The following is a 23,107-nucleotide window of genomic DNA, read 5'->3' on the forward strand; positions in this document are numbered from 1 at the left end:
ATTCCCCATTCCATAAGTTCAAAAACTACATCCCCTTGTGGGAAGCATGATTAACTGCTCGGCAGAACCAGTAACTACTCTCCCACACCTTTTTTCGTTCACCTGTATTTGAGTGTGCGATCGCCATTATCCCTAGGCTTAGGGGTCAATTTCCTTATTCTTGAACTCTCAATGATTGAGCTGCAAGATAGACTTTAGTCCATTCTCCCATAGCTTGATGGGTTTTGAGTTGTAGCTGTTGAGCTGCCGCTTCTATAGATTTGCCTGCTTTGCGTAAATCTAAGATCTGCCGTCCAACGGGTGTCAATTTTTCATAAAGTTTCTGCCATTGCCGTTGTGTTAACCCCAAATTATTCTCTTGTAAGGAAATTGACAACCAGTTATCCACGAGTTCCGGTTTTCCTTTGAGAGCGAATACCCGTACTGCATGGTAGCTAATTTTTTCACGCAGTCGGTAGATTTCTTTAATTGGCTTATTTAGTTTCTTGGCGATTTCATCTTGGGATTTGCCTTGAAGATACAGACGCAGCCACTCTACTGCTTCTGTACCCAGATTTTCTTCTAAGTAATTAGCAAATTCCTTTTGTACTATCTGTCGCAGTATCTGTTGTTCTTCTAATTGTTGTGCTTCTTGATATTCTGCGATCGCCTGATTATCTACCAAGTTCACCCGATTCTCATCATCTGTGAGAATTTCTTCAGAAACTAGTCTGACTAAATCACTACCTGGTACTTGAGTTAAACCACCACGCTGAGTCCGACGTAAGTAGTTGACAAAACGATACGCCAACAGTGGTTGATTACGTACTGGTCGCAAAGCATATTCTTCTATGCTTGCAAACAGTAGAGTATCTCGTAGTCGCTTATCGGTTGTTAGTTCAGCAATACAAGCCATTTGCTGCTGCATGTAAGTATCATTCTGTAGTAGTTCTTGCAACACTTCTTGTAGTACATCCATTACACTACGCTGGCGATCGCGACTTAGAGAAATCCAAGTCTGAATCTTACTTCGTAGTGAGACTATACTCCCTAGGCGATTAATCAGGTTACGATAAGCACGTTCTCGCCCAATACCCAAGTAGCGTTGACGTAAAATTTTCCAGCGATACTCCATTGCTTGTTTAGCAATATCAAGTTCTTTGGGGTTAAGCAAATCAAACCGTTTTAAATCCCGTCCCAGCAGCCAGAAAATAATGCTTTCTCTAGTAGCCACACTTTTTTCTGGACATTCAGCAGCCAGCCGCTTTTGCCAATATTGCGCCAGTTTTTCTGCTTCTTTTACCATAGCGAGATTGCGCTCCTCGAAACCCTGCTTTAAAGTTTGCATCACAACCCCCATTGATCGTACACAACTTATTAGCTATCACTTGTCCATGAGCCTGTCGTTCTCATGAAGACATCTCAGCGATCACATTGTTATTACGTCTTTATTAACTAACTTTATGCAAGAATTTGCATATTGCTGTTTTTACTTTTAATCTCTAATGTGTAGAAATTAAGCTTTTTAGGGGATTTACCTGAATGTATGTAAAGTTTGAATATTTGTAAACTTAAGTTTTAACAACATCATAGTGAGTCTATACAAGTTGGTTACAATGGAGTCTGTACTTTTCTAGATTTATCTCTAGAAAAGTAGGCATGAATTATGATTCACTTCAATCCGGACGTTGTTTTGTCCATATAAGTTTCATTCATGTAATTTTTTACGTAAATAATGGAATTTTGAGAAATATTCTCTTTAAACACTTTTCCATTAAATAACTTTTTAATTCTGACTTGGGATATTACAAAAAATTGATAGTCAAAAATCGAGAGTTTAACTCTCGATTTTTGACTTTTGTTGAATAACTAATGAATATAACTTTATCGTCCGTTCGAGGATTTAACGATGGGGTTTTCCACCGATTCTCGATACTGTTGGACTTGTTCTGTATAAGCAATTGGCAGAACAGCTTCAACGTTTTCATGGGGACGAGGTATAATCACCCAAGATTCCAAAGTACCACCATAAACATTTTCTGCTGCTTCAACACCAGCAGCCATAGCGGTTTTTACCTCAGAAACATCACCGCGAATATTAACTGTAAAACGAGCACTACCTACTCTGATATAACCAACTAAAGTGACTCGACCAGCTTTAACCATCGCATCTGCTGCTGCTAGTACAGCGGGAAATCCCTTCGTTTCAAGTGATCCAACGGCTTGTAATGACATGAAAAATCTCCTGTATGAATTAAGTCTAGATGGCGCTAAAAGTTATTTCTACGAAACTTCGCTATCAACTTTAATGATGGACTGGCTTAGAAAATACTGAAAGGTTGGGATTTTTCAGTGAAGTGAATCGGCAAAATGGTTTCCACGTTTTCTGGTGGATTAGGCACTATGTAATGAGTGATTACAGTATCAGTCTTTACTTGCTCTCCAGCAGCAATTCCAGCTTCAACGGCTGTTCTTACTTCAGATACATGTCCCCTAACAGCGACTATTAAGCGACCGCTCTCTGCTATACCATAATATACCAGCGTAACTGCGGCAGATTTTACCATTGCGTCTGCCGAAGCCAACACGCTAGGAAAACCCAAGGTTTCGATTACGCCAACTGCCATTGGCATGGTATCAGCTCCTATCTTAAGAATAAGTGATACTTATTGTACGAGGCTTTAGTCCCAAATTTGACATTTAGCAAAACTTTTTGTTGAGCTATCAAAAGTTTATGACAGACTATCGTCTAAATTACTGAGTGTAGACTACAGGTTTGAAATCAAGAACTTATAAAGATCAACATAATCAAGATAAAATACACTTTGGTAAAGCGGGATATTAGTCATTGCCTTGTCAAAGCAGCTATAAATTTATGCGAGTCGACTTAACACAAGAAGTAAGCCCTTCGTTAAGATCTATTTCTAGTGGCTTTAATAAGTCTGTCTTTTTCGTAATCAAAGTATACCTTTTGTTAGAAGTATAACTATTTTTTTCTAGTTATCGTTTATTTGTAGTTAAAAATGGCTAGTTAGCTAATAAAGTTAGGTGAAACTAAATTCTTCTCATCTCTAATTTAATTCCTAACTTAATAACTCAGTTTTTGAGGTTATCATAATTGAAAATTCTGTTGAATTTATGATGATATACATGAATATAGAGTTATCTAACTAGACATAATATAGATGAGAAAAGTATCGATGACGAATTCATGGAATATGAACATGACAAAGTTGATTCCTAGGACAATTAATTACATCAATTCACTACTCAATCGACTTCAGGTAAACCGTTTTTTAGCTGTTGTCCTAGTTGCTTCTCTCTTGCTAACAACAAATGTTGCTTTTGGTAGTCAAAGCGACAAAGACTTGGGTGATAGAGTTCGTGAACAAGTACAACAAAATGATGCCCGAAGACCAAAAACAACAGGTGAGTGGTATCAAGAAGCTCGTCAAACAGAAGGCTCTCCTGGTGAGCGACTTAAGAAAATTGGAGAAGAGTCAGCAGAAGCTTTTAAAGAATTTGGATCAGGATATGTAGAAGGGGCTCAAGAAACTGCTAGTGGTGTAAAAAATAGTGCAGCAAAAGCAGGTGAAGCTCTCTCTAACTAAGTTAACTGTTGAACAGATTTTGATAGGTTGCTGGTAACTTAATACCAGTAGTTAGATGAATTACCCCACCTACTTCGTTGAGGTGGGGTTTCTACATTCTCACCAGTAGAGCTAAATTTTTGACACTTCGTTTGACCTAGTTGCTTCATGCTTCCCGCAGTCTTGCGGGTATGTGAAGTAGAGCTAGAGCCATCCACGTCTATAAGGCTAGTTCCTTCTGTCGAAGTGTCGAAACTCAGTGCATCGCTGATCACTGACAATTGACTAATGCCTAATCACTATCGATATATTATTTTTTACAAGCCTTACGGTGTTCTCAGCCAATTTACCCAGGAAACCCCTAAACACACTACCCTCAAACATTACATTGATATACCCGATGTATATCCTGTGGGACGTTTGGATTGGGATAGTGAAGGATTGCTGTTATTAACAAACAATGGACAATTACAACATCGCCTTGCCAATCCTAAGTTTGGTCATCAACGTACTTACTGGGTTCAAGTAGAGCGCATTCCCAATGAAGATGCTATAAACAAGTTGCAAAGAGGTGTAAAAATTCAAGATTACCGGACTCGACCAGCACAAGTTAGATTGTTATCGGAGTCACCGCAGCTACCTGAACGCGATCCACCAATTAGATTTAGGAAAAATGTGCCAACAGCATGGCTAGAAATGACTTTAACCGAAGGAAAAAATCGCCAAGTGCGGCGAATGACTGCGGCTGTGGGGTTTCCGACTTTGCGACTAGTAAGGGTGAGTATATGTAATCTCAACTTAGATAATCTACAACTAGGTCAATGGCGTGACCTCACTGTATCGGAACTAGAATTGTTGCATAATTTGCCCAAAACCAACTGAATATAAATAAACGTCAAGATGAGCCAGTAGTTGTCAGGTATTAATTGAAGAAGTAAAAACCATTAGATGAGGTTTAATTGGTAATTTTTGGCAAACATCAAGTCAAAAGCAGTATAATACTCTTTTTTTATTCTTATTTAGTTAACTCAGCCTTTGGGTACAAGTTTAAGTCTTATGAGCCTGAATCAGCGATCGCTCTGGCATCGAACTCACCAACAAGCAGAAATCTTATCTGCAACACCACCTACACGCTTGGAACTTGTAACCGAACAAACCTGCGATTTAGAACTCTGCACAGCAGAAATACTGCGGCGTACCCAAGAGGAACTCCAGTGGTATCGGCAGCTTTATGAAAACACCCCTGCTGTGTACTTCAGTTTGGATGCGACGGGGATAATTTTGTCTGTCAACCAATTCGGTGCTAACTGTCTTGGTTCTACACCAGAACAACTAATAAATCAGCCCGTTTTTCAGTTGTTTGACCAATCAGATCAGCAAAGGCTCTCTGATGCCTTCATAGATATTTTAAAGCCAGCACTTCAAAGTACAGCTAATGATGGGGAATTTCGTTTAAATTGTCCTAACAGTAAAATTATTTGGATAAAAGTTATACTGCGGATTTTGTCTGGGGCGGATGATATTCAGAAAAATCCGGTAATTCTCATGGTGTGTGAGGATATTACTGCTCATAAGCAGACAGAGCGCAAGTTAGCAGAAATTGCGTTGAAACAAACCCAAGAAGCAGCACTAGCGCAGTTTGAAGAAATCGAAAGCCTCAGTCGCCTCAAAGAAGAATTTCTGAGTACGGTTTCCCACGAACTACGCACACCATTGACTAATATGAAAATGGCGATTCAGATGCTAGGAATCGCACTGCACCAAGAGCAGAACTTTTTAGGGGAAATGGCCAAGCCACTAGCAGAACGCTCGAAAGCTGCTCGCTATTTTGAAATTTTAGACAACGAGTGCGATCGCGAAATCAATTTAATTAATAATTTTTTAGATTTGCAAAGATTAGATACAAATGCAAAACCTTGGGTGTTAGAAACAATTCAAGTACAGCAATGGCTGTGGCGGGTAGTGGAAGTATTTAAAGCACGTAATAGCAACTTCTGTAAGCAAAACTTACATCTGAGTATAGCTGCTAATCTGCCAGCGATCGCTTGTGATCCATTTAGTCTAGAGCGTATTTTAGTGGAACTACTCACCAATGCCTGTAAATTTAGCCCCGTAGATGCAGAAATCACCATTTCCGCCCAATTAAAAGGTCATAACATCCAGTTCCAAGTAATTAACTCCGGTGTGGAAATTCCTAGTTCTGAATTACCATATATTTTCAATAAATTTTACCGTATCCCCAGCAATGATCCTTGGAAACAAGGCGGCACAGGTTTAGGACTGGCATTGGTAGAAAAACTGACGAAACATTTAGGAGGAACAATAGAGGTTGCAAGTGAATCAAATTGCACTTGTTTTTCTCTCCAACTAGCGCTGAGTGGTCAACCAAGGGAATAAAGGTAGTTAGCAGTATCGGCTAAAATACTGATTAACGAGTTATTTTAGGTGTCTTAGTATTTAGCTTAAATGTCTACATAGTAAGGTCTATAACAATTTTTGGTTTACTGAAGAAGCAGAGGGACTCTTAGCAGCAAACAGGGAGAGTAAGCCCTGCCCTTCTAGTGGTCTGTCCCATTAATTTTGCGGGGTAAACTAACGAACCGCCAAGGACGCAAAGTACACAAAGGAAGAGAGAAACAAGAGAAATTGAAAAGTTGATTAACCTATCAAAACTTTTGCGACAGACCACTAGGACGCTCGAACTTAGGCAAAGTACAAGCTCCGTCTCAGTTTTCTCCCTTGCTCCCTTGCCTCTTTTGACTCAAGGTAGAAGTCAGAAATCGGTGTTCCTGATTTGTGCTGTTTGCTTTGTGAATAATTGACTTGCCAAGATCTAAAATATTTAGCTAATATGCGTCACAATTAATACTGCTACTAAAATTCACTGGTGAAACCACAATCTCTTGTAAGTCTACTGTAGGCAGGGATGGCCAATTGTGGCACTTTGAATCTTAATGGCCACAAGCACTTTGGAACCGGACTTAAGGAACTTCCACTATGCTGATTTGCCCTCAGTGTAAATTTGAAAACCCCCATGATCATAAATTTTGTCAAAACTGTGGCGCGTCCCTGACCCACAGAGATTGTCCTGAATGCATGACTGAAGTGCCTATAAATGCACAATATTGTCAAAACTGTGGTGCGGAATGCGGAACAGTTTGGTGGGCAATTGTTGCTCAGATAGCGACTGGGGAAAAAATACAAGAGCAGACAAGTGAACAACAGGACAAGGAAAACTTTTCTAATGTACCTATTTCGCCATTACAAATAACAATAGGCTCTTATTTAGATTCAGAACAACGCTATCAAGTGTTAGAACTGCTACCAACACAAGATGAAAACACGGCTATTACTGAAATATATCTCCGAGTTTTAGATTGTCAGCCGTATCAAATATCACCTATTGATGTACTATTAGCCAATCAGCAGCAGGATTTAGTAACGCCATCTGTAGAAGTCAATGCAATTTCTAACCTTGCTAAAGCTTATATTGTTTTACAGCCTCAAAATCATCCAGACATACCAGCGATTCATAATGCATGGCAGCAGGATGATATGCAGGTGATATTAATCGAAGATCGTTCCAATTGGCAATATTTGCTCGAACTCTGGCAAAAAGAAACAACGAGTTCGTTGCAAATTTTACACTGGTGTTATCAGATGACCAAACTTTGGACGATACTAGAGCCAGTGCGTTGTCGTCAAAGTTTGTTGGAATTATCGAATCTGCGATTGGATGAAGACCAAACCTTAGCGCTACAACGTTTATACGTGGAAACACTAGATGTTACATCTGCTATAAAACTGCCAGAAGATGAAGAAGCAGATACCTTTGTTACCCAAAATCCGCCTTTAACCGTCAAAGCTTTAGGTCAAGTTTGGCAAACGCTATTTAGACAATCTCAACGCACTCAATTTGGCTCAATAGTGCAGATTTTAGAAGATTTGGAACTAAATAAAATTCAGACGATCGCTCATTTGCGATCGCGCCTACAGGACATCAAAATTGAATTAGAAGTACCCATCCCTACAACTTTTGAACCAATGGAAGAAAAAGACATCGCCGTGTCTGCTACCCTGCCAACAGATGAGCTAGAAGAAGATATTGCACTCAGAAATGATGATTTGCCAACAGTCGTACTGTCAATGCAGTTAAGCACTCTCGAAGATGCTGGACGCACCGACGTAGGACGGCAACGTCATCACAATGAAGACTGTTTTGGTATTGAAACCAAAATTGACAAGCTAGAATTGCCCCGAAACCGAGTTTTAGAAGCTCGTGGCTTGTATATCCTCTGCGATGGTATGGGCGGTCATGCTGGGGGCGAAGTTGCCAGTGAGTTGGCAGTCAATACCCTACGGAAATACTTTCAAACACACTGGGTTGGCAACCAACTACCAACGAAAGACAGTATCCGTGAAGCCGTCAATTTAGCTAATCAAGCAATTTACGAAGTCAATCAACAAGATGCCCGTTCTGGTGTTGGGCGCATGGGTACGACTTTGGTGATGCTTTTAATTCAAGATACACAAGCAGCAGTTGCCCATGTAGGAGATAGTCGCCTCTACAGCCTGACTCGCAAACGGGGGCTAGAACAAATCACAGTAGATCACGAAGTTGGTCAACGAGAAATTGCCCGTGGAGTGGAAGCCAGCATCGCTTATGCCCGTCCCGATGCCTATCAACTAACCCAAGCTTTGGGGCCTCGTGACGAAAAGTCGATTAATCCGGATGTTAATTTTTTTGAGATTAATGAAGATAGTTTGCTGCTTTTAGTTTCAGATGGTTTATCAGATAATGATTTACTAGAGAACCATTGGCAGACTCATCTTAATCCCCTACTGAGTTCTGGGGCTAACTTGGAAAGGGGTGTGACAGAATTAATTGACTTAGCAAACCAATACAATGGTCATGACAATATTACTGCTATACTTGTCCGGGCAAAAGTGCGTCCAAATATGGAAGGGACTGGGGACTAGAGACTAGGAACTAGGGATTAAGAACTGATACTTAACCCCCTAGCCCCTAACCCCTAATCCCTAATCTCTAATTTCTAACTCTTATCCAGGTTGTATCTATTGTGGTTACTCTCACCCTGTTAGAACCGCAACAAAAAACACCACTAAAACAGTGGTGCTTTGAAAATCCTTCTTCAATTCGGATTGGTCGAGCAGATGACAATGACGTTGTTTTAAGCGATAGTTTGGTATCCCGCCATCATCTAGAACTTAAACAAGTCAGTTTTAGCAGTAGTGGTGGTTCTTGGCAAGTGACAAGTCAAGGCACAAATGGCACTTTCTTGAATGGTGTGCTAGTAATTCAAAGCCAATTGCCAGATAATTCCCTCCTGCAACTGGCGCAAGGAGGGCCAATATTGCAATTCCAAATTAAAGAGCCAACAGCAAAACACAATTGGTTGTCACCAGAATGGGACAAAGAAAAGGAAAACTTTGCTGTACCAGTATTCTCAGGAAAAAATCTTGCAAGTTTATCTTCTAGTTGCACTCACGAGGGTAATTCTCCTAAAAATCTGTTTTGTATTCACTGCGGTCAACCTTTGTCAGTGCAGCATACAATTCGCCAGTATCAAGTATTGCGAATACTGGGACAGGGAGGTATGGGTACTACTTATTTAGCTTGGGATGCAGCGGGTATAATCACACTACATCCACAGTTATTGGTGCTAAAGCAGATGAACGCTGATATGGCTAAAATTGCCAAAGCCCAAGAATTATTTGAGCGAGAGGCGCATACTCTCAAATCTCTTAACCATTCTGGAATCCCCAGGTATTACGACTTTTTTGTAGAAGGCGGTAAAAAATATCTGGCGATGGAATTAGTTCATGGGCAGGATTTGGAAAAACGAGTTTATACCACTGGTCCAGTCACGCCCAGACAAGCGATCGCCTGGATGATCCAAACCTGTGATATCTTAGATTATCTCCACAGCCAAGAACCACCACTAATACATCGCGATATCAAACCCGCTAACCTGATGGTGCGGAATAGTGATAATCACGTAGTAGTGTTAGATTTTGGGGCTGTAAAGGAAATCGGGACAATTCCTGGCACTCGCATTGGCGCAGAGGGTTATTGCGCCCCCGAACAAGAACGAGGACAACCCTTAACTCAATCTGACTTGTATGCCATTGGCCCAACACTAATTTTTCTGCTCACTGGCGAAAACCCTTTCAAGTTTTATCGTCAACGAGGGCGAAATTTCCGGTTTGATGTGGCAAGTGTGCCTACAATTACTCCTCAATTAAGAGAGATTATCGACCGCGTTACCGAGCCTTTGCCACGCGATCGCTATCAGACTGCCAAAGAACTGGCTATTGCGTTAGGCGAATGTCAATCTAAGTGGTGAATGGGGAACAAGAGGAATTGGGGCAGGGTGCGGGGTGCAAGGGGGATAAAGAAAAATTACCTCTTTCTCCTTTTCTCCCTGCTCCCTGCTCCCCTGCCTCTTACTCTTCGTCCCAAGCTTCTACAGATAGCAATTCGCTAATTGGGTCTTGCGTGCTGAATCCAAAGTCTAGCAGTTCCTGCTTCCAGTGCTGCCATTCATTGCCATATAGCAAAGCTATCTTCCAAATGCTATCAGTTGGTTTGATAATATCGGATTCCACTAGTGATTGCACATTACGTTGCAATTTCACCATGGGGTGAATCACTTGCTTAGTCATAAACTAAATTAAATTCTGATTTTGTTTAGTAAATTCTTGATCAAAACTGCTTTCCGTTTTGCAATTGTCACAGATGCGTAGAGTTTTGTAATTGGCAAAGCTAGTCTTAACTTTTTAACTATACCATAACAAACTCGACTCTTTTGTCAGGAAATTCGGTTTTGTACGGTAATTACCACCACAAAACTGAAAATTCTGCCAAGGGGCGATCGCGACTGCTAACGAAAAAATCAGTCGTCCCATACAGTTGCATTAACACAAATGGGAACGACTGGCGAAATTTTATTTTGTTTATAGACCAGAACCTGTGCAATGGTTGGAAAAACCATATAATTCGGGCGGATTTGAAGTTTTTTAAGCAATGGTGAAAAAATATTTGTCGTGCATACTTAAACGTTATTTACAATATCGCAAACATCTAGTGGTAAACACATTCATTATAAATCTTTATACTAATTTAATTTTTCTCTTAAGGCGGGTCAGTTGTTAGTTGTCAGTGGTCAGTCGTCAGTGGTCAGTTGTCAGCGATGCACTGAGTTTCGACTACTTCGACTTCGCCCTTCGGCTGCGCTCAACTACCGCGAAGTCGAAGTATTGTCAGTGGTCAGTTATTAGTTTTTTTTGATGAGGGAGAGCTATTACCTGCCGTAGAATGCTCCTACCTTTTAGGAAGCAAGCTACGCGTAGCGTCTCTTTTAGGAGAAGGGCTGTAAAAAGAAGATTGCACTGGCTTGATTTTTCGCTGTCTTGACAAGTTCTGTTGCCGGAAACCTTGACGCACAGCGCCAGTTCTCTCAAGTCGAGCCAGCTGCTTGTGAGGGTTCTCCCCGTTGTGAGGACTAGCGTGACAGAGCCATCCACGAGACTGGCTTGATTTTTCGCTTTACTACTGACAACTGACCACTGACAAAACTTCATCCCCTTGTGGGTGGAGTTTTTCATATTGAGTCTGGGCTAAGTGTAAAAAATTTGTAATTCCGATGTTAGTTTCTGTGAAGCGATGGGTACTCTCATAACTAGAGATTGCTGTCATCTAAGTATTTACCACAGCAACCAGTGAGCTATGACTAGTTCTAAGGAAGATTACCTAACTACTCGTGCCAAGCAGATTGAGAAGAAAAAAAAGCTTTTATCGATTGTATCAATCGTGTCTTTAATAGGTTCGGCGGGATTTGGTGTCACTCGTTTAATAAATTATGCTAGTCAGTCTCATCAGCCAGCTATTGTATCTACTGAGCCTTCATTGCAACAACAGGCACAGGGTTATGAACTAGTTTTACAACGAGAACCAAACAACCAAGTTGCACTAGAAAAACTGTCTTTACTCCGGTTGCAGTTGAAGGATACTAAGGGTTCTGGAGAACTTTTAGAGAAGTTGGTGAAACAATATCCTGATAGGCAAGATTATAAGGTGCTTTTGGAACAGATGAAGAAGCAGCAGGGTAAGAGCGATTCAGTAGATAAATAAGCAAAAAACTTAATTGCTACTGTCTAATGAGACAAGCTAGCCTAAATTATGCTCATTCAATTAAATTTTTAATATCTATAGGAGCAAAGTTAGTAATAATGACATTTATTTCTTATGCTCGAAACTTTGAAGATGTTTTACTAAATCAAGGATTTAAACATATAGAGAATACAAACTTAGAGCAGCCTATCATTTTAGTTGATGCTGTATTTTTTCAACTCAATCAAAGTGGTATTGCACGCGTCTGGATATCCTTACTAGAACAATGGGCAATTAACGGTTTTTCCAAACATATAGTTGTGCTTGATCGTGCTGGAACCGCTCCTAAGATTCCTGGTATTAGATACCGCACTGTACCTGCTTATAATTACAGTAATCTTGATGCTGATCGAGCAATACTACAGGAAATATGTGATGAAGAAGATGCAGATGTATTTATTTCTTCTTACTACACAACGCCGATTACAACACCTTCTGTCTTCATGGCACATGACATGATACCAGAACTTTTAGGATGGAATTTAGAGAATCCCATGTGGCAAGCAAAACACTATGGAATTAAACATGCAGTAGCATATATTGCTGTTTCAAAAAATACAGCAAAAGATTTAGTAAAATGTTTTTCAGATATTTTCTTAGACTTTGTAGTAATTGCTAAAAATGGAGTTAATCATCAAATATTCTCGCCAGTATCTGAGGTAAGTATTAATTTATTTAAGGTAAAGTATGGAATTAACAAACCTTATTTACTTTTAGTAGGTGCTGACAGCCCCAATAAAAATATCGCTTTATTTTTTCGAGCTTTTGCACAACTTGTTAACAGCAATGGATTTGATATTATCTTGACAGGAAGCAACAATACATTAACACCTGAGCTTAGAACCTATACATCAGGTAGTGTTGTTCACACATTACAACTCAGTGATGAAGAGTTAGCAACAGCTTATTCTGGCGCTGTGGCACTAGTTTATCCTTCTATATATGAAGGTTTTGGGATGCCTTTAGTTGAAGCAATGGCTTGTGGTTGTCCCGTAATTACTTGTCCTAATTCCTCAATTCCAGAAGTAGCTGGAGAAGCAGCAATATATGTCAATCATGATGATGTTAATGGACTAGCAAATGCACTTTGTGAAGTACAAAAACCAAACATTCGTCAATCATTAATTGCTGCGGGTTTAGCACAAGCTAAAAATTTTTCTTGGTCAAAAATGGCTAACACTGTAAGTGCTGTCCTTGTTGATGCTTCTATTTTATATTTAAACCTCAATGAAATTAATTTAATTGTTTTTCCAGATTGGTCGCAATCAGAGGAATTAATCAGCTTAGATCTAGAAAAAGTAATTAAAACCTTAGTTGAGTGTTCAAACGGACAAAAGACCACCTTAATTATCGACACACATGATATTAATAGCGAGGATGCTGCAATCTTGCTATCTGGTGTGACGATGAATTTATTGATGCAAGAAGATTTAGACATTAATGAAGGATTAAAAATATCTTTATTAGGGTCTTTCTCTGATATTCAATGGACGGCATTATTACCTCGTCTCACAGCGAGAATAATTTTAGAATATGAAAATGAACAAGCAGTAGTGACTTTGCAACAAAAAATTAAAAATGAAATTAAATCTAATATTTTAATAGAAGAAGTTAAAATCGATGATTTTATACATTATCACTTAGACAATAATTTAACCGAACTTGTAGAAAAATATCAACAAGATCAAAATTCTCAGTCTGATCTAGAAAAGTTACGACTATTAAGAAAACAAGTAACTGAATTATTACTAAGCGAAGAGAAAAATCAAATTTATAGACTATACCAGACAAAATATGGTGAAGCTTATAAGATCCTACTTCATAGTGGAATAAAGCATGAATCATTAACAGAAAGTGAACAGGGCTTTATCACTGAAGTATTAGCAAAAGTTGCTAAAGGATTTGATGAATCGAACGCTATTCAATATCTGTTGGTAGCAATGCTCTATTGTCGTCCTCATCAGTTACCTCTGATATACGATTTGACTCAAATACCTAACTGGTTACTCTATGACTATCTCGAATTTACCTTAAAATCTCCTCTTTACTTTCAGGAAATAGGTGAAGTCGATAATTATTATCAATACATGGAGCGTTGTATTAGTTATCTCCATACAAATATTATTAATAATCCTCAATCTGAATTTTGGCAGAATATAGCTGAGTATTTTACCCAACTAGCAAACTTTATTCCTTTATATTTCAATAAAGAAAATTTAAAAGATATCTATACTAAACGTGCAAATATAATCGAAATACATTTGCAAAAATCCTTTAATAGTATTGACTACGATTTTGCAGAAAGATCTCCTGAAAGAAAAAAAATTAAGTTAGGTATTCTGGCTAACCATTTTCTTCCACAAACAGAAACTTTTGCTGCTTTGTCAGTATATAAATATTTAAATAGAGATTTATTTGAAGTAATACTTTTTACCTTTAACGCGAACAACCATCGTTTAGAACGACATTGCTTTGGTCATGCAGACACTATTATCAAACTTCCGGCAGATTTAGTTACTCAAGTACAAACTATCCGAGAAGTAGACCTTGATATTCTGTTCATTGCTACAAACATTACCGCAGTTACTCATCAGATTACTTTGCTTTCTTTGCATAGACTAGCTCGAATCCAGATGGTTGACGCTAATTCACCTGTAACAACAGGTATGCGTCATATAGATTACTATATTTCGAGTCAGCTTTCTGAAACTGAAGAAAATGCCCAAAGACATTATACAGAAAAGCTAATTACATTAGATTGTCCTCCTCAATGTTTTGATTTCGCAACAGAAGAGCAAATTCTAGCTACCAAAAATATTTGCCGGGAAAGTTTGGGAATTAATGAGAATACGATAGTTTATGTTTCTGGAGCTAATTACTACAAAATAATTCCAGAACAAGAAGTAACTTGGGCCAAGATAATTGCCAACGTGCCTAATTCTGTACTGTTACTTTATCCGTTTAATCCTAATTGGTCATCTTCTTATCCTTGTACTGCTTTCCGTAAGCGCATAGTTAATACTTTTGCTAAACATGGTCTGAGTGAAGATAGATTACTTATTCTTGAACCAGCACCAAACCGTGCTGATGTTAAAGAACGTTTAAAAATAAGCGATATCTACTTAGATTCCTATCCTTACTCTGGTATGACTTCGCTCATAGATCCTTTAGAAGTAGCTTTACCAACAGTGGTAATGGAAACAGAAACTTCTCGCTCTCGCAAAGGAGCATCACTTCTACAAGAGCTTGGAATATATGATTTAATTACTAACAACGAAGAAGATTATATTAAACTAGCGATTGCATTGGGTAATAATCCTGAATTACGTCAACAAAAGAGCGCACAAATTAAGGAAAAAATGCAAGGTAATCCTATTTTTCTAAATAGTCGTTCTTATTCAGCTAAAATAGGAAGCTTATTCCAGGAAATTTCCAGTAATTATATTACAGATACTCTGAATCAAAATTTCCGCTTAGGAGATATCAACTTAATAATTTTCCCTGACTGGTCGCAATCAGAAGAATCAGTAATTTCAGAATTAGAACAAGTGATCAAGACAATAGCAACTTATCCTAATAGTAAAAAAATTACGTTAATAATTAACATCAATAATTTTACTTTAGAGTATGTCGAATTGTTATTATCATCTGTAACCATAAACCTGCTGATGCAAGAAGACTTAGATATAACTGAAGGATTAGATTTTTTTTTGGTAGAAAACTTGAATTATATTCAATGGCAAACTATACTCCCTCATATCTATGCCAGAATTATTTTAGATCATGAAGATAAACAAACTTTAACGCAAGTGCCAGTAAATAAACTACTATCTTGTCAACTTGATAATTTGAATAATCAACTATATACTATATCAAAACAAGGAAATCAAATGAGAGACAAAATATTTAAAAATCTTATTACATATAATATTAAACAAATACCAATAAGTCTTCCTTGCGATCATCCTTTGCCGTACTATCAAAGTAGGTTTAGACTTTATGATAAGTTCATTAGTGTTGTAGCTAAATATTTACCAAATAGTCAAGATTTTATAATTGATATTGGAGCAAATATTGGTGATACAACTGCTCTGATGTTGCAATATTGCTCAAATCCTATTCTATGTGTAGAAGCAGATAAAGAATTTTTTTCTATTATGGAACATAATCTTTCAAAGTACAGGCATAGAACTGTTCTTGTAAATTCTTTTGTATCAGGAAACGATTATAAAAATGTAGAATTAGTAAAAAGTAAAGGTACAGTGAGAGCAATAGAAAGTGAAAATAATATTGTGAAGTCTGATTCTTTAAAATCTATTATTAATAATAATAATTTAGACAGATGTATTTTTTTAAAAACTGATACTGATGGGTTTGATTTTGAAATTTTATTATCTTCTATAGATGTAATAAAAGAACATAGTCCTATATTGTATTGGGAAAATGAGATTTCATCTTTAAAAGATACAGAAATTGCAAAAAATTTACTGGAACAGTTGTCAACAATAAATTATGAAAAATATATTGTTATGGATAATTTTGGAAATCCTTTATTTTACGGAGGTTCCTCATTTAATGTAGAACAAATTAATCAGTATTTATTAAATAATATATATACGCAAAACAATACGTTTTATTATACAGATATAGTTGCTTTTCCTAGTAAATATAGTTATCTTATTTCACACATTATGTCTGAATATAATCATTTTATTAAAAATTATGAAGTATATCCGTAATTGCAGTTTTTTATTTTTAAATTTAATTTTCATCTCCTAAACACCAGCTAATTGCTACAGAACAATCCAAAACAAACTACATTTAAAATCTTCGTCCCTCTTCTACCATCGAGCGAATTGTAGTTTTTTCTAGTGCCACTTCTCGCCGCAGCTGTTGCATTCTAGCAATTGCATTGCTTATCGATGTTTTCGTCGTTGCTTTTCCCCAAGCGTTATATTGCGGTTGTTCTAATCTCACAGTAGAAGCATCTGGTAAAGGCTGTACAACTAGTACTACCTCGACAGATGTATCTTTAAAATCAGTAGGAGTGTGGATTTGTAATATACCATCGTCTCCAATATGCGTTCGCCTTTGGCGTTGGCGAAGCCATCGCAACTTCATTGTTTCCATGTCTCTATTTGTGAACTAAGATCGGATTTAGGGCTTTTATATCTCAAGACTACACCCATATATTAAAATATTGCCGTGACTGCTATTAAGATTAACTTTAACCATGTTGTCAAGCTGAATGACAATCAATTTTATCAACTATGTCAAGACAATCCTGATATCAAATTTGAGCGCAATGTCAACGGAGAATTAATAGTAATGCCCCCTACAGGAGGAGAAACTGGAAAATATAACGCTAAACTTACTACAAAATTTGTTTTGTGGAACGAACAAACACAACTGGGTGAAGTCTTTGACTCTTCTACTTGTTTTAGACTACCCAATGGCGCAGACCGTTCTCCTGATGTTTCTTGGATAGAACTTAGCAGATGGAACACTCTTTCAGCAGAACAACGTGAAAAATTTCCTCCCATCGCTCCCGATTTTGTTTTAGAGCTAATGTCTCCATCTGATAGTTTGAGCGAGACACAAGCTAAAATGCAAGAATATATGAATGCAGGAGTCAAGCTAGGCTGGCTTATTAATAGAAAAACACGCTGTGTAGAAATTTATCGACAAGGGCGACCAAAAGAAGTATTAGAATCTCCTACAAGTTTATCTGGAGAAGATGTATTACTTGGTTTTACTTTAGACTTACAAATTGTCTGGAATTAACCTACTGCATATTCTGTGAATTTCCTCATGAAAGGTGACTGAAAACCTAGCACAATGTCTTCTTTAGGAACTCCCATAGTAACTAAATCTGCTGCAATATCATCCTCTGTTCCATTCCATTGAAGCCAAATTTTTCCCTTCTTAATATCAATGTGGATGATACAACTATGTACCCATTCTTGTCCTTCCCAGCCTATATGTAGTATTTGGTAATGGTCGCGTTCTATATCAAAAATATTTTCAACTTCTATATTGCCGCTAACAGTCTTTTGCTTGTTATAGTCCTGTAATATCTGCTGTATAATCTGGCGATATTTTGCTACTTTTTCCATTTGACAACTACCTCTTGTTCTACATCATAAATAATCATTTTGACTTGATTTTCTTCAATCATGGCTTGAGGAAAATCAAGTTTAAAAAATGTTGTATAAGTTGTCAAAAGTACTGCTAAATATAAAACACGTTCTGGCTGCCGTCGTTTCAGTGCGCCTCTATAATTGATAAATTGTCCCAATGCTGTATGAAATTCTGAAATTGCAGATGACTTCTCCAAAAAACTTTTGACTTCGACTGCAATTTTTTCTCCTTCTCGTTCTGCCGCAATCAGTTTTTCTGCGCCTAAATCAATAGAGACATTCACGCCACCAACACTAATTGACAGTGGATCGTGAGTTATGTACCAACCATCCTTCTGTAAAGCTCGTTTAACCACTTGAAGAAAGATATCTCTAGCAGACATATCTATCCATAATTATATTTCTTATTTTTATAATACTATGCTCGGTAAGTTCCTCAGACACCTGACGATAAAAAAAATATCCCGCGAAAAAAGTATCAACTTTATCATTCCAAATAGAGTTGATACCTAATTTTGAAAGTTTGTAGTAAACACTTCAAGGCTTATTCCAAGATGAGGACTGAAGTTCTCACTACGAACTAATATATTTTTGCCACATTTGGGTGTAAGCATTTTCCATTTCATGGGTAAACTGCTTACCATTCCATAGAGGTGATGTTTTTCTTGATTGTTTCAACTTCCAAGCAATTTGCTGTCTTAAGGCTTCATCTTTACCCAACCGAATACCCCACTCAACGTATTCTTCATTAGTCCAAGCAATACCTTCTGTTATACCAGCATTCATCATCATGGTATAGCTGTTACGGGCGGCGAATTGTTCACCTACTCGCGTTACCATAGGTATGCACATCCATAATGTTTCTAAAGTGGTTGTAGCTCCGTTATAAGGATAGGTATCTAGGACTATATCAGCAATGCCTAAATTAGCTCTGTGAATTGATTCAGAAAATACAATTGGCAAAAACCGCAGTTTTGAAGAATCTATACCTTCTTCTTCTGTTAGTTCTTCAAAAAAGCTTTTAATGGATTTTTCGTCAGATATTCCTTTAATCAAGAAATAGCTATTAGGAACTTCTTTAAGAATCTGTAATTGCAGTCTGCTAATATCTGGGTGTCGCTTAAAACCTCTTTGTCCACAGAGATAAACTATTGCATCATCAGGAATATCTAATTGATCACGATTTACTGTCGGCACACTGACCTCAAATCCATCTACACCTATATAGGTTTGAGGTAAACGCCAAATTTTTTCTTTGTAATATTTCTGTGCTGAATCTGGTAAAACGTAAGGGTCGGCAATGAAATAGTCTACTGCTGGAATACCTGAAGCATCCCAACCCAACCAAGTGACTTGAACTGGTGCAGGTTTGAGGGATATAACATCACAGGTGGTATCTAAAGTAATACTATCTAAATCAATTAAAATATCTATTTCATCTTGATAAATTTGTTCAGCAAGTTGCAAAGATTCATTTGATTTGTAAGTTTTATCAACTTTAGTAAGATACCATTCATGCAATGGATCGCATAGTGGATTAGTATTAATAAAATAACCATTAATTTGAAATTTATTTCGATCATGATGCTGAAATAACCATCGTGCTAGCCAACCCACAGAATGACTTCTCAGGCAATGTGATAAATATCCTATGTTTAATTTTTTGGTAGTTTCAAATTGTTTTTTTCTTGCTAAGTTACCTTGAAAGTACCGATTGACTATTTTTTGCTCAGAAATATCTACATTGTTTTGACAAATCTGCATTAATTGATTTTGGATGCTGCGGCTGTTAATGGGATTATCTTTAATATAAGGAGTAAAAAAATTAGCATTAAATAATCTGGCTATTCTAGCAGCATCAAGTTGTACAGGCTTTTCTTCAATGAGCAATTTTACTAACGATTCTTGCCTATTATGTATAGAGCAAGACTCTTCCCAATGTCCACCTGCTGTCATTAATCCTCGCAGAATTTGGCGATTAGCAAAAACTTGATCTGCCAGTCCCTCTACTAAAGAAAAGAATAACTTAGCAACTTCTATACCTTTTTCATATTCACCTGCATTTTGATATAGGCTAGCCAAATGACCGATGACTTCTGTATTATTAGGACTTAATTGTAAATACAGTTTGCATAACTGTACTGCTACACCAAATTGTTTTTGAGAATAACCAATGTCTAAGGCGGCTGGCAATAAAGTAATTAGTAAAGCCTGGGTATTATCTTTGCAATATGGTAAACAGGCTTCAACAAAATCTAAGGTTGAGGGATGATTCGGTGCATAATCTAAAACAATTTTAAGCGATTCAAGCAATAATTCTAAATTGACTTCTATTCTTGGCTCAGATTGGAGAATTTCAATTATCTCTAGTTCTTGTAAATTTTCACCTGTATAAATTTCTAACTTGATGGCTAACTGTAGTAAGTGCAATAAGTTATGAATATTTTGAGGAGAAAATTCTTTAATACTTTGCCGAATTTTTTCTGCAATTGAATGTTCTTCTATCCTTTCTCGGCGTTCAGCTTCTGTTTGCAAAATTTTGACTAATTCGCTGTTCCAAGCCTCAACTTGTTCTGGCTCTCCTTGCATTATTGCCATTAACCAAGTTGTTTGGGCTTCTACGTCTTGCCCTTGTAACAATAATATTAATCCTAAATACCAATAGTAGGATTTAATATTAGGTTCTATGGTAATTGCTTCTTCATAAAGACTAGCAGCTTGGTTGTAATTTCCTGCTAGTAAATATTTTTCAGCGTGCTGATGCAATTGGGTTGGTGAAGTTAAAGAGAGCATAATGCAACTTAGAATATTAGGGGATATGAAAGAATTTCTTAGAAAAGTAATTTCAGAGTGAGCAAATTACAAAAATTGGGTAATGTGTAAAAACACTACCCAATAAAACAAAACTTTGATCTGAGACTGCTCAAAAGTGTAAGCAGGAAAACTTTTGTATCTTATTACCTAGACAAAGAAACGTAATTTGCAGTATCACATGCTGTAGAAAATGTAGTGATAGCACCTACTGTCTGAGAAGGAGCTTTCGATTCACATGCTATTGCTACTGTCAATGCCTCAGAGGTAGCACTACTTCCCAAGATTGTACCTACTAATCCATAGTAAGATTTAAGCGCAGGTTTAGTGGCTTGTCCTCTAAATTGGGCAGCATTAGGCGCAGTACCGTTAACTTGGATATCATAGCTGAAATTATCAGATGGTGTTTTAATACCAACTTGCAATTCAGAGAGGTCGGTGGCAAACCTTTGATATTCTAAGAAGAAGGCTTGTTGAGAACGGTTAGCTGTACCTGTGTAGTTTCTAGCTTCTGACTGCTTAGCTTTATTAACCTGACCTAGTAGTGAAGGTAATGCAATAGCAGCTAGTACGCCGATAATAATTACAACTACTAGCAGTTCAATTAGAGTAAAACCTTCTTCTTCTCTGTTCTTACGGTTACTGAGGTGGCTGAGGAATTTAGCTTGTAATTCTGGCTTGAGCATGGGGTTTCTCCTGTGGTTTGGGGTGTAGAATGCGATCGCTGTCTTCTAGAAATAAATTACCCAGTTGCGATCTTTGATCTATCACCTCAGTCAAAAAACTTTCTTGCTCAAGCTATATTTACGTATATTTACTAATAATGTCATTCTTAGCAATGGAAAAGTCAGGTTGATCTCCTGCTTTCTACTGAATATTTCAATCAAACTCAGGTGGCCACAGTTCTGATACTTCCAATTCCCAACCCGGTAGCAATTCTGGCAATGTGAGTATGTCTCCACTCTGCAACATCATTGGGGCTTGGTTAAGCCGATAAACCATTACTGTCAATTTGTCAGGGTCAATCAACATACCGACTGTAGACCCAAGTTGCAAAAATAGCTGAATCTTTTCTTCAATTGGCTTAATTCTGTCTGATTTAGACTTTACCTCAACCATCAAATCTGGAACCAACTCTACAAAGTCGCGCTTTGTCTTCTTTAATCGGTCAGCCCGCACAAAAGACACATCAGGCGCACGTAGGTTTCTTTTTTCTGAGTCACCCTCTTTTATGCTAGGTAATATGAAACCTGCGCTAGAACCAGTTACTCGCCCTAGTTTACGCGACATTATCCAGTTATTTAAAAACGTAATTAAACGACCGCCAATCTCTTCTGACTCATAATCTGATGGCCCCATAACTATAATTTTCCCTTCTACCAGTTCCATTTGCCATTCTGGATGCTCTGTATGTAATTGCTCTAAATCTTTAATGGTTAATAACATAACAACACAGAAAATACTTCTATATTTATCATACGTACCGCAACCTACGAAAGCTACAATATATGATATTAAAATGAAAGCAACTGTATGAAAACAGATGTAATATTTTATGAACTTATTAAAGAACTTCCGCAGATATTTTTTGAACTAATTGGTAAACCTGATACTAATCCCAATATCTACATATTTACTGCACCTGAAATCAAGCAACAATCATTTCGTTTAGACGGTTTATTTTCCACTATTGAAGGATTTGAAAACGAACCTTTATACTTTGTAGAATTGCAAACCTACAAAGATGAAGAATTTTACGAACGGTTATTCGGCGAAATCTTTGTTTACTTCCGTCAATACCAACCAGCCAATTCAGACTGGTATGCAATTGTTATTTACGACAAACGCATCCATGAAGCTCAACCACACCCACGCTATCGGTTTTTAATCGAACAACATTTGCGCTGCATTTATTTAAATGAACTTGATACTAGTACTGATAATTACTTGGGTATAGGAATTGCCAAGTTATTTACGGAAACACCTACAAGAGCTACTTCCTTAGCTCAGGAGTTAATTAATCAAGCGAGAGAAAACTTAACTGACGAGCATCTGCAAAAGAAAGTGCTAGCATTTATCCAAACCATCATATTTTACAAGTTCCCCACTCTTAGCGTCGAGGAGATTGAAGCCATGTTGAATTTAGACGAATTTCAAAATACTCGGTTGTTTGAAAGCATTTTAGAAAGAACAAAGTTAAGTTTAGTTCCAAAATGCATTGATAGAGGGATGAGTATTCAAGAGATAGCTGAATTTTTGGAATTAGATGTTGAAACTATCAGAAAATCTCTGCAACAACAGCCTGAATAACGTAAATCTAATCACGCAAAACTGTATTGACGATCGCAGCCACATTTTCTTGTAGCATCTCGTGGCAAAACTAGCTGAAGTTT

18 protein-coding genes and 2 pseudogenes are annotated in these 23,107 nt (G+C 37.5%); 10 read left to right on the forward strand and 10 right to left on the reverse strand.

The window, feature by feature from the left end:
* Nucleotides 1-154: 154 nt before the first annotated feature.
* The 3 genes from QI031_RS26065 to QI031_RS26075 form a co-directional block, all read right to left on the reverse strand.
* On the reverse strand, nt 155-1,339 hold the full coding sequence (locus QI031_RS26065) for a HetZ-related protein 2 (protein ID WP_281482484.1): 1,185 nt from the start codon (nt 1,337-1,339) through the stop codon (nt 155-157).
* Between the two features lie 524 nt (nt 1,340-1,863).
* Complete coding sequence (locus QI031_RS26070) at nt 1,864-2,214, reverse strand: carbon dioxide-concentrating mechanism protein CcmK (protein WP_281482485.1); 351 nt, start codon at nt 2,212-2,214, stop codon at nt 1,864-1,866.
* A gap of 86 nt (nt 2,215-2,300) precedes the next feature.
* Nucleotides 2,301-2,612, reverse strand: coding sequence for a carbon dioxide-concentrating mechanism protein CcmK (locus QI031_RS26075; protein WP_281482486.1), 312 nt, complete (start codon nt 2,610-2,612; stop codon nt 2,301-2,303).
* A 591-nt stretch (nt 2,613-3,203) separates the two neighbouring features.
* Here QI031_RS26075 and QI031_RS26080 point away from each other — a divergent pair.
* The 5 genes from QI031_RS26080 (at nt 3,204) to QI031_RS26100 (ending at nt 9,937) form a co-directional block, all read left to right on the forward strand.
* Complete coding sequence (locus QI031_RS26080) at nt 3,204-3,590, forward strand: hypothetical protein (RefSeq protein WP_281482487.1); 387 nt, start codon at nt 3,204-3,206, stop codon at nt 3,588-3,590.
* A 267-nt stretch (nt 3,591-3,857) separates the two neighbouring features.
* Nucleotides 3,858-4,451: an rRNA large subunit pseudouridine synthase E gene (locus tag QI031_RS26085; RefSeq protein WP_281482488.1), complete on the forward strand. Its 594-nt coding sequence runs from the start codon at nt 3,858-3,860 to the stop codon at nt 4,449-4,451.
* 174 nt (nt 4,452-4,625) lie between these two features.
* Complete coding sequence (locus tag QI031_RS26090; protein WP_281482489.1) at nt 4,626-5,966, forward strand: PAS domain-containing sensor histidine kinase; 1,341 nt, start codon at nt 4,626-4,628, stop codon at nt 5,964-5,966.
* Nucleotides 5,967-6,566: 600 nt separating this feature from the next.
* Nucleotides 6,567-8,549, forward strand: a complete 1,983-nt coding sequence (locus QI031_RS26095; RefSeq protein ID WP_281482490.1) for a serine/threonine phosphatase — start codon at nt 6,567-6,569, stop codon at nt 8,547-8,549.
* Nucleotides 8,550-8,650: 101 nt separating this feature from the next.
* Nucleotides 8,651-9,937, forward strand: a complete 1,287-nt coding sequence (locus QI031_RS26100; protein WP_281482491.1) for a protein kinase domain-containing protein — start codon at nt 8,651-8,653, stop codon at nt 9,935-9,937.
* A 100-nt stretch (nt 9,938-10,037) separates the two neighbouring features.
* Here QI031_RS26100 and QI031_RS26105 read toward each other — a convergent pair whose 3' ends face one another.
* Nucleotides 10,038-10,256, reverse strand: a complete 219-nt coding sequence (locus QI031_RS26105) for a DUF4327 family protein (protein WP_281482492.1) — start codon at nt 10,254-10,256, stop codon at nt 10,038-10,040.
* 1,063 nt (nt 10,257-11,319) lie between these two features.
* On the opposite strand from QI031_RS26105, the gene QI031_RS26110 reads away from it, so the two are divergent.
* From QI031_RS26110 to QI031_RS31880, 3 genes and pseudogenes are all read left to right on the forward strand, one after another.
* Complete coding sequence (locus QI031_RS26110; protein WP_281482493.1) at nt 11,320-11,724, forward strand: tetratricopeptide repeat protein; 405 nt, start codon at nt 11,320-11,322, stop codon at nt 11,722-11,724.
* 179 nt (nt 11,725-11,903) lie between these two features.
* A pseudogene (locus QI031_RS31805) lies at nt 11,904-13,319 on the forward strand (glycosyltransferase family 4 protein); the annotation flags it as partial.
* A 1,275-nt stretch (nt 13,320-14,594) separates the two neighbouring features.
* A pseudogene (locus tag QI031_RS31880) lies at nt 14,595-16,502 on the forward strand (FkbM family methyltransferase); the annotation flags it as partial.
* Nucleotides 16,503-16,584: 82 nt separating this feature from the next.
* Here QI031_RS31880 and QI031_RS26125 read toward each other — a convergent pair.
* On the reverse strand, nt 16,585-16,893 hold the full coding sequence (locus QI031_RS26125; RefSeq protein ID WP_281482494.1) for a hypothetical protein: 309 nt from the start codon (nt 16,891-16,893) through the stop codon (nt 16,585-16,587).
* A gap of 75 nt (nt 16,894-16,968) precedes the next feature.
* Here QI031_RS26125 and QI031_RS26130 point away from each other — a divergent pair, with 75 nt between their 5' ends.
* Nucleotides 16,969-17,547 carry a Uma2 family endonuclease gene (locus QI031_RS26130; RefSeq protein WP_281482495.1) on the forward strand — a complete coding sequence of 193 codons (579 nt, stop codon included), beginning with the start codon at nt 16,969-16,971 and terminating at the stop codon, nt 17,545-17,547.
* Here the strand turns inward: QI031_RS26130 and QI031_RS26135 are convergent.
* The 5 genes from QI031_RS26135 to QI031_RS26155 all read right to left on the reverse strand — a co-directional run bounded on the left by QI031_RS26135 (nt 17,544) and on the right by QI031_RS26155 (nt 22,160).
* Nucleotides 17,544-17,879: a XisI protein gene (locus QI031_RS26135; protein ID WP_281482496.1), complete on the reverse strand. Its 336-nt coding sequence runs from the start codon at nt 17,877-17,879 to the stop codon at nt 17,544-17,546. The two genes, QI031_RS26130 and QI031_RS26135, sit on opposite strands and share 4 nt — an antisense overlap.
* The gene (locus QI031_RS26140; RefSeq protein ID WP_281482497.1) at nt 17,867-18,286 is read right to left on the reverse strand and encodes a XisH family protein; all 420 of its coding nucleotides are present in this window, start codon (nt 18,284-18,286) and stop codon (nt 17,867-17,869) included. Before QI031_RS26140 ends, QI031_RS26135 begins: the two co-directional genes overlap by 13 nt.
* Before the next feature lie 190 nt (nt 18,287-18,476).
* Nucleotides 18,477-20,696, reverse strand: a complete 2,220-nt coding sequence (locus tag QI031_RS26145; protein ID WP_281482498.1) for an O-linked N-acetylglucosamine transferase, SPINDLY family protein — start codon at nt 20,694-20,696, stop codon at nt 18,477-18,479.
* A gap of 164 nt (nt 20,697-20,860) precedes the next feature.
* Nucleotides 20,861-21,400, reverse strand: coding sequence for a type IV pilin-like G/H family protein (locus QI031_RS26150; RefSeq protein ID WP_281482499.1), 540 nt, complete (start codon nt 21,398-21,400; stop codon nt 20,861-20,863).
* Between the two features lie 193 nt (nt 21,401-21,593).
* Entirely contained in the window at nt 21,594-22,160 is a 567-nt protein-coding gene (locus QI031_RS26155; RefSeq protein ID WP_281482500.1) for a Uma2 family endonuclease, read from the reverse strand.
* 87 nt (nt 22,161-22,247) lie between these two features.
* Between QI031_RS26155 and QI031_RS26160 the strand changes: the two genes are divergently transcribed.
* Nucleotides 22,248-23,024: an Rpn family recombination-promoting nuclease/putative transposase gene (locus QI031_RS26160; RefSeq protein ID WP_281482501.1), complete on the forward strand. Its 777-nt coding sequence runs from the start codon at nt 22,248-22,250 to the stop codon at nt 23,022-23,024.
* The last annotated feature ends 83 nt before the right edge of the window (nt 23,025-23,107 follow it).

The sequence above is a fragment of the Halotia branconii CENA392 genome (assembly GCF_029953635.1).
Classification (GTDB): domain Bacteria; phylum Cyanobacteriota; class Cyanobacteriia; order Cyanobacteriales; family Nostocaceae; genus Halotia; species Halotia branconii.

Coding starts and splice junctions, on each gene's coding strand:
- QI031_RS26065 (WP_281482484.1), bottom strand. CDS start 1,339: ATGGGGGTTGTGATGCAAACTTTAAAGCAGGGTTTCGAGGAGCGCAAT.
- QI031_RS26070 (WP_281482485.1), bottom strand. CDS start 2,214: ATGTCATTACAAGCCGTTGGATCACTTGAAACGAAGGGATTTCCCGCT.
- QI031_RS26075 (WP_281482486.1), bottom strand. CDS start 2,612: ATGCCAATGGCAGTTGGCGTAATCGAAACCTTGGGTTTTCCTAGCGTG.
- QI031_RS26080 (WP_281482487.1), top strand. CDS start 3,204: ATGACAAAGTTGATTCCTAGGACAATTAATTACATCAATTCACTACTC.
- QI031_RS26085 (WP_281482488.1), top strand. CDS start 3,858: ATGCCTAATCACTATCGATATATTATTTTTTACAAGCCTTACGGTGTT.
- QI031_RS26090 (WP_281482489.1), top strand. CDS start 4,626: ATGAGCCTGAATCAGCGATCGCTCTGGCATCGAACTCACCAACAAGCA.
- QI031_RS26095 (WP_281482490.1), top strand. CDS start 6,567: ATGCTGATTTGCCCTCAGTGTAAATTTGAAAACCCCCATGATCATAAA.
- QI031_RS26105 (WP_281482492.1), bottom strand. CDS start 10,256: ATGACTAAGCAAGTGATTCACCCCATGGTGAAATTGCAACGTAATGTG.
- QI031_RS26110 (WP_281482493.1), top strand. CDS start 11,320: ATGACTAGTTCTAAGGAAGATTACCTAACTACTCGTGCCAAGCAGATT.
- QI031_RS26125 (WP_281482494.1), bottom strand. CDS start 16,893: ATGGAAACAATGAAGTTGCGATGGCTTCGCCAACGCCAAAGGCGAACG.
- QI031_RS26135 (WP_281482496.1), bottom strand. CDS start 17,879: ATGGAAAAAGTAGCAAAATATCGCCAGATTATACAGCAGATATTACAG.
- QI031_RS26140 (WP_281482497.1), bottom strand. CDS start 18,286: ATGTCTGCTAGAGATATCTTTCTTCAAGTGGTTAAACGAGCTTTACAG.
- QI031_RS26145 (WP_281482498.1), bottom strand. CDS start 20,696: ATGCTCTCTTTAACTTCACCAACCCAATTGCATCAGCACGCTGAAAAA.
- QI031_RS26150 (WP_281482499.1), bottom strand. CDS start 21,400: ATGCTCAAGCCAGAATTACAAGCTAAATTCCTCAGCCACCTCAGTAAC.
- QI031_RS26155 (WP_281482500.1), bottom strand. CDS start 22,160: ATGTTATTAACCATTAAAGATTTAGAGCAATTACATACAGAGCATCCA.
- QI031_RS26160 (WP_281482501.1), top strand. CDS start 22,248: ATGAAAACAGATGTAATATTTTATGAACTTATTAAAGAACTTCCGCAG.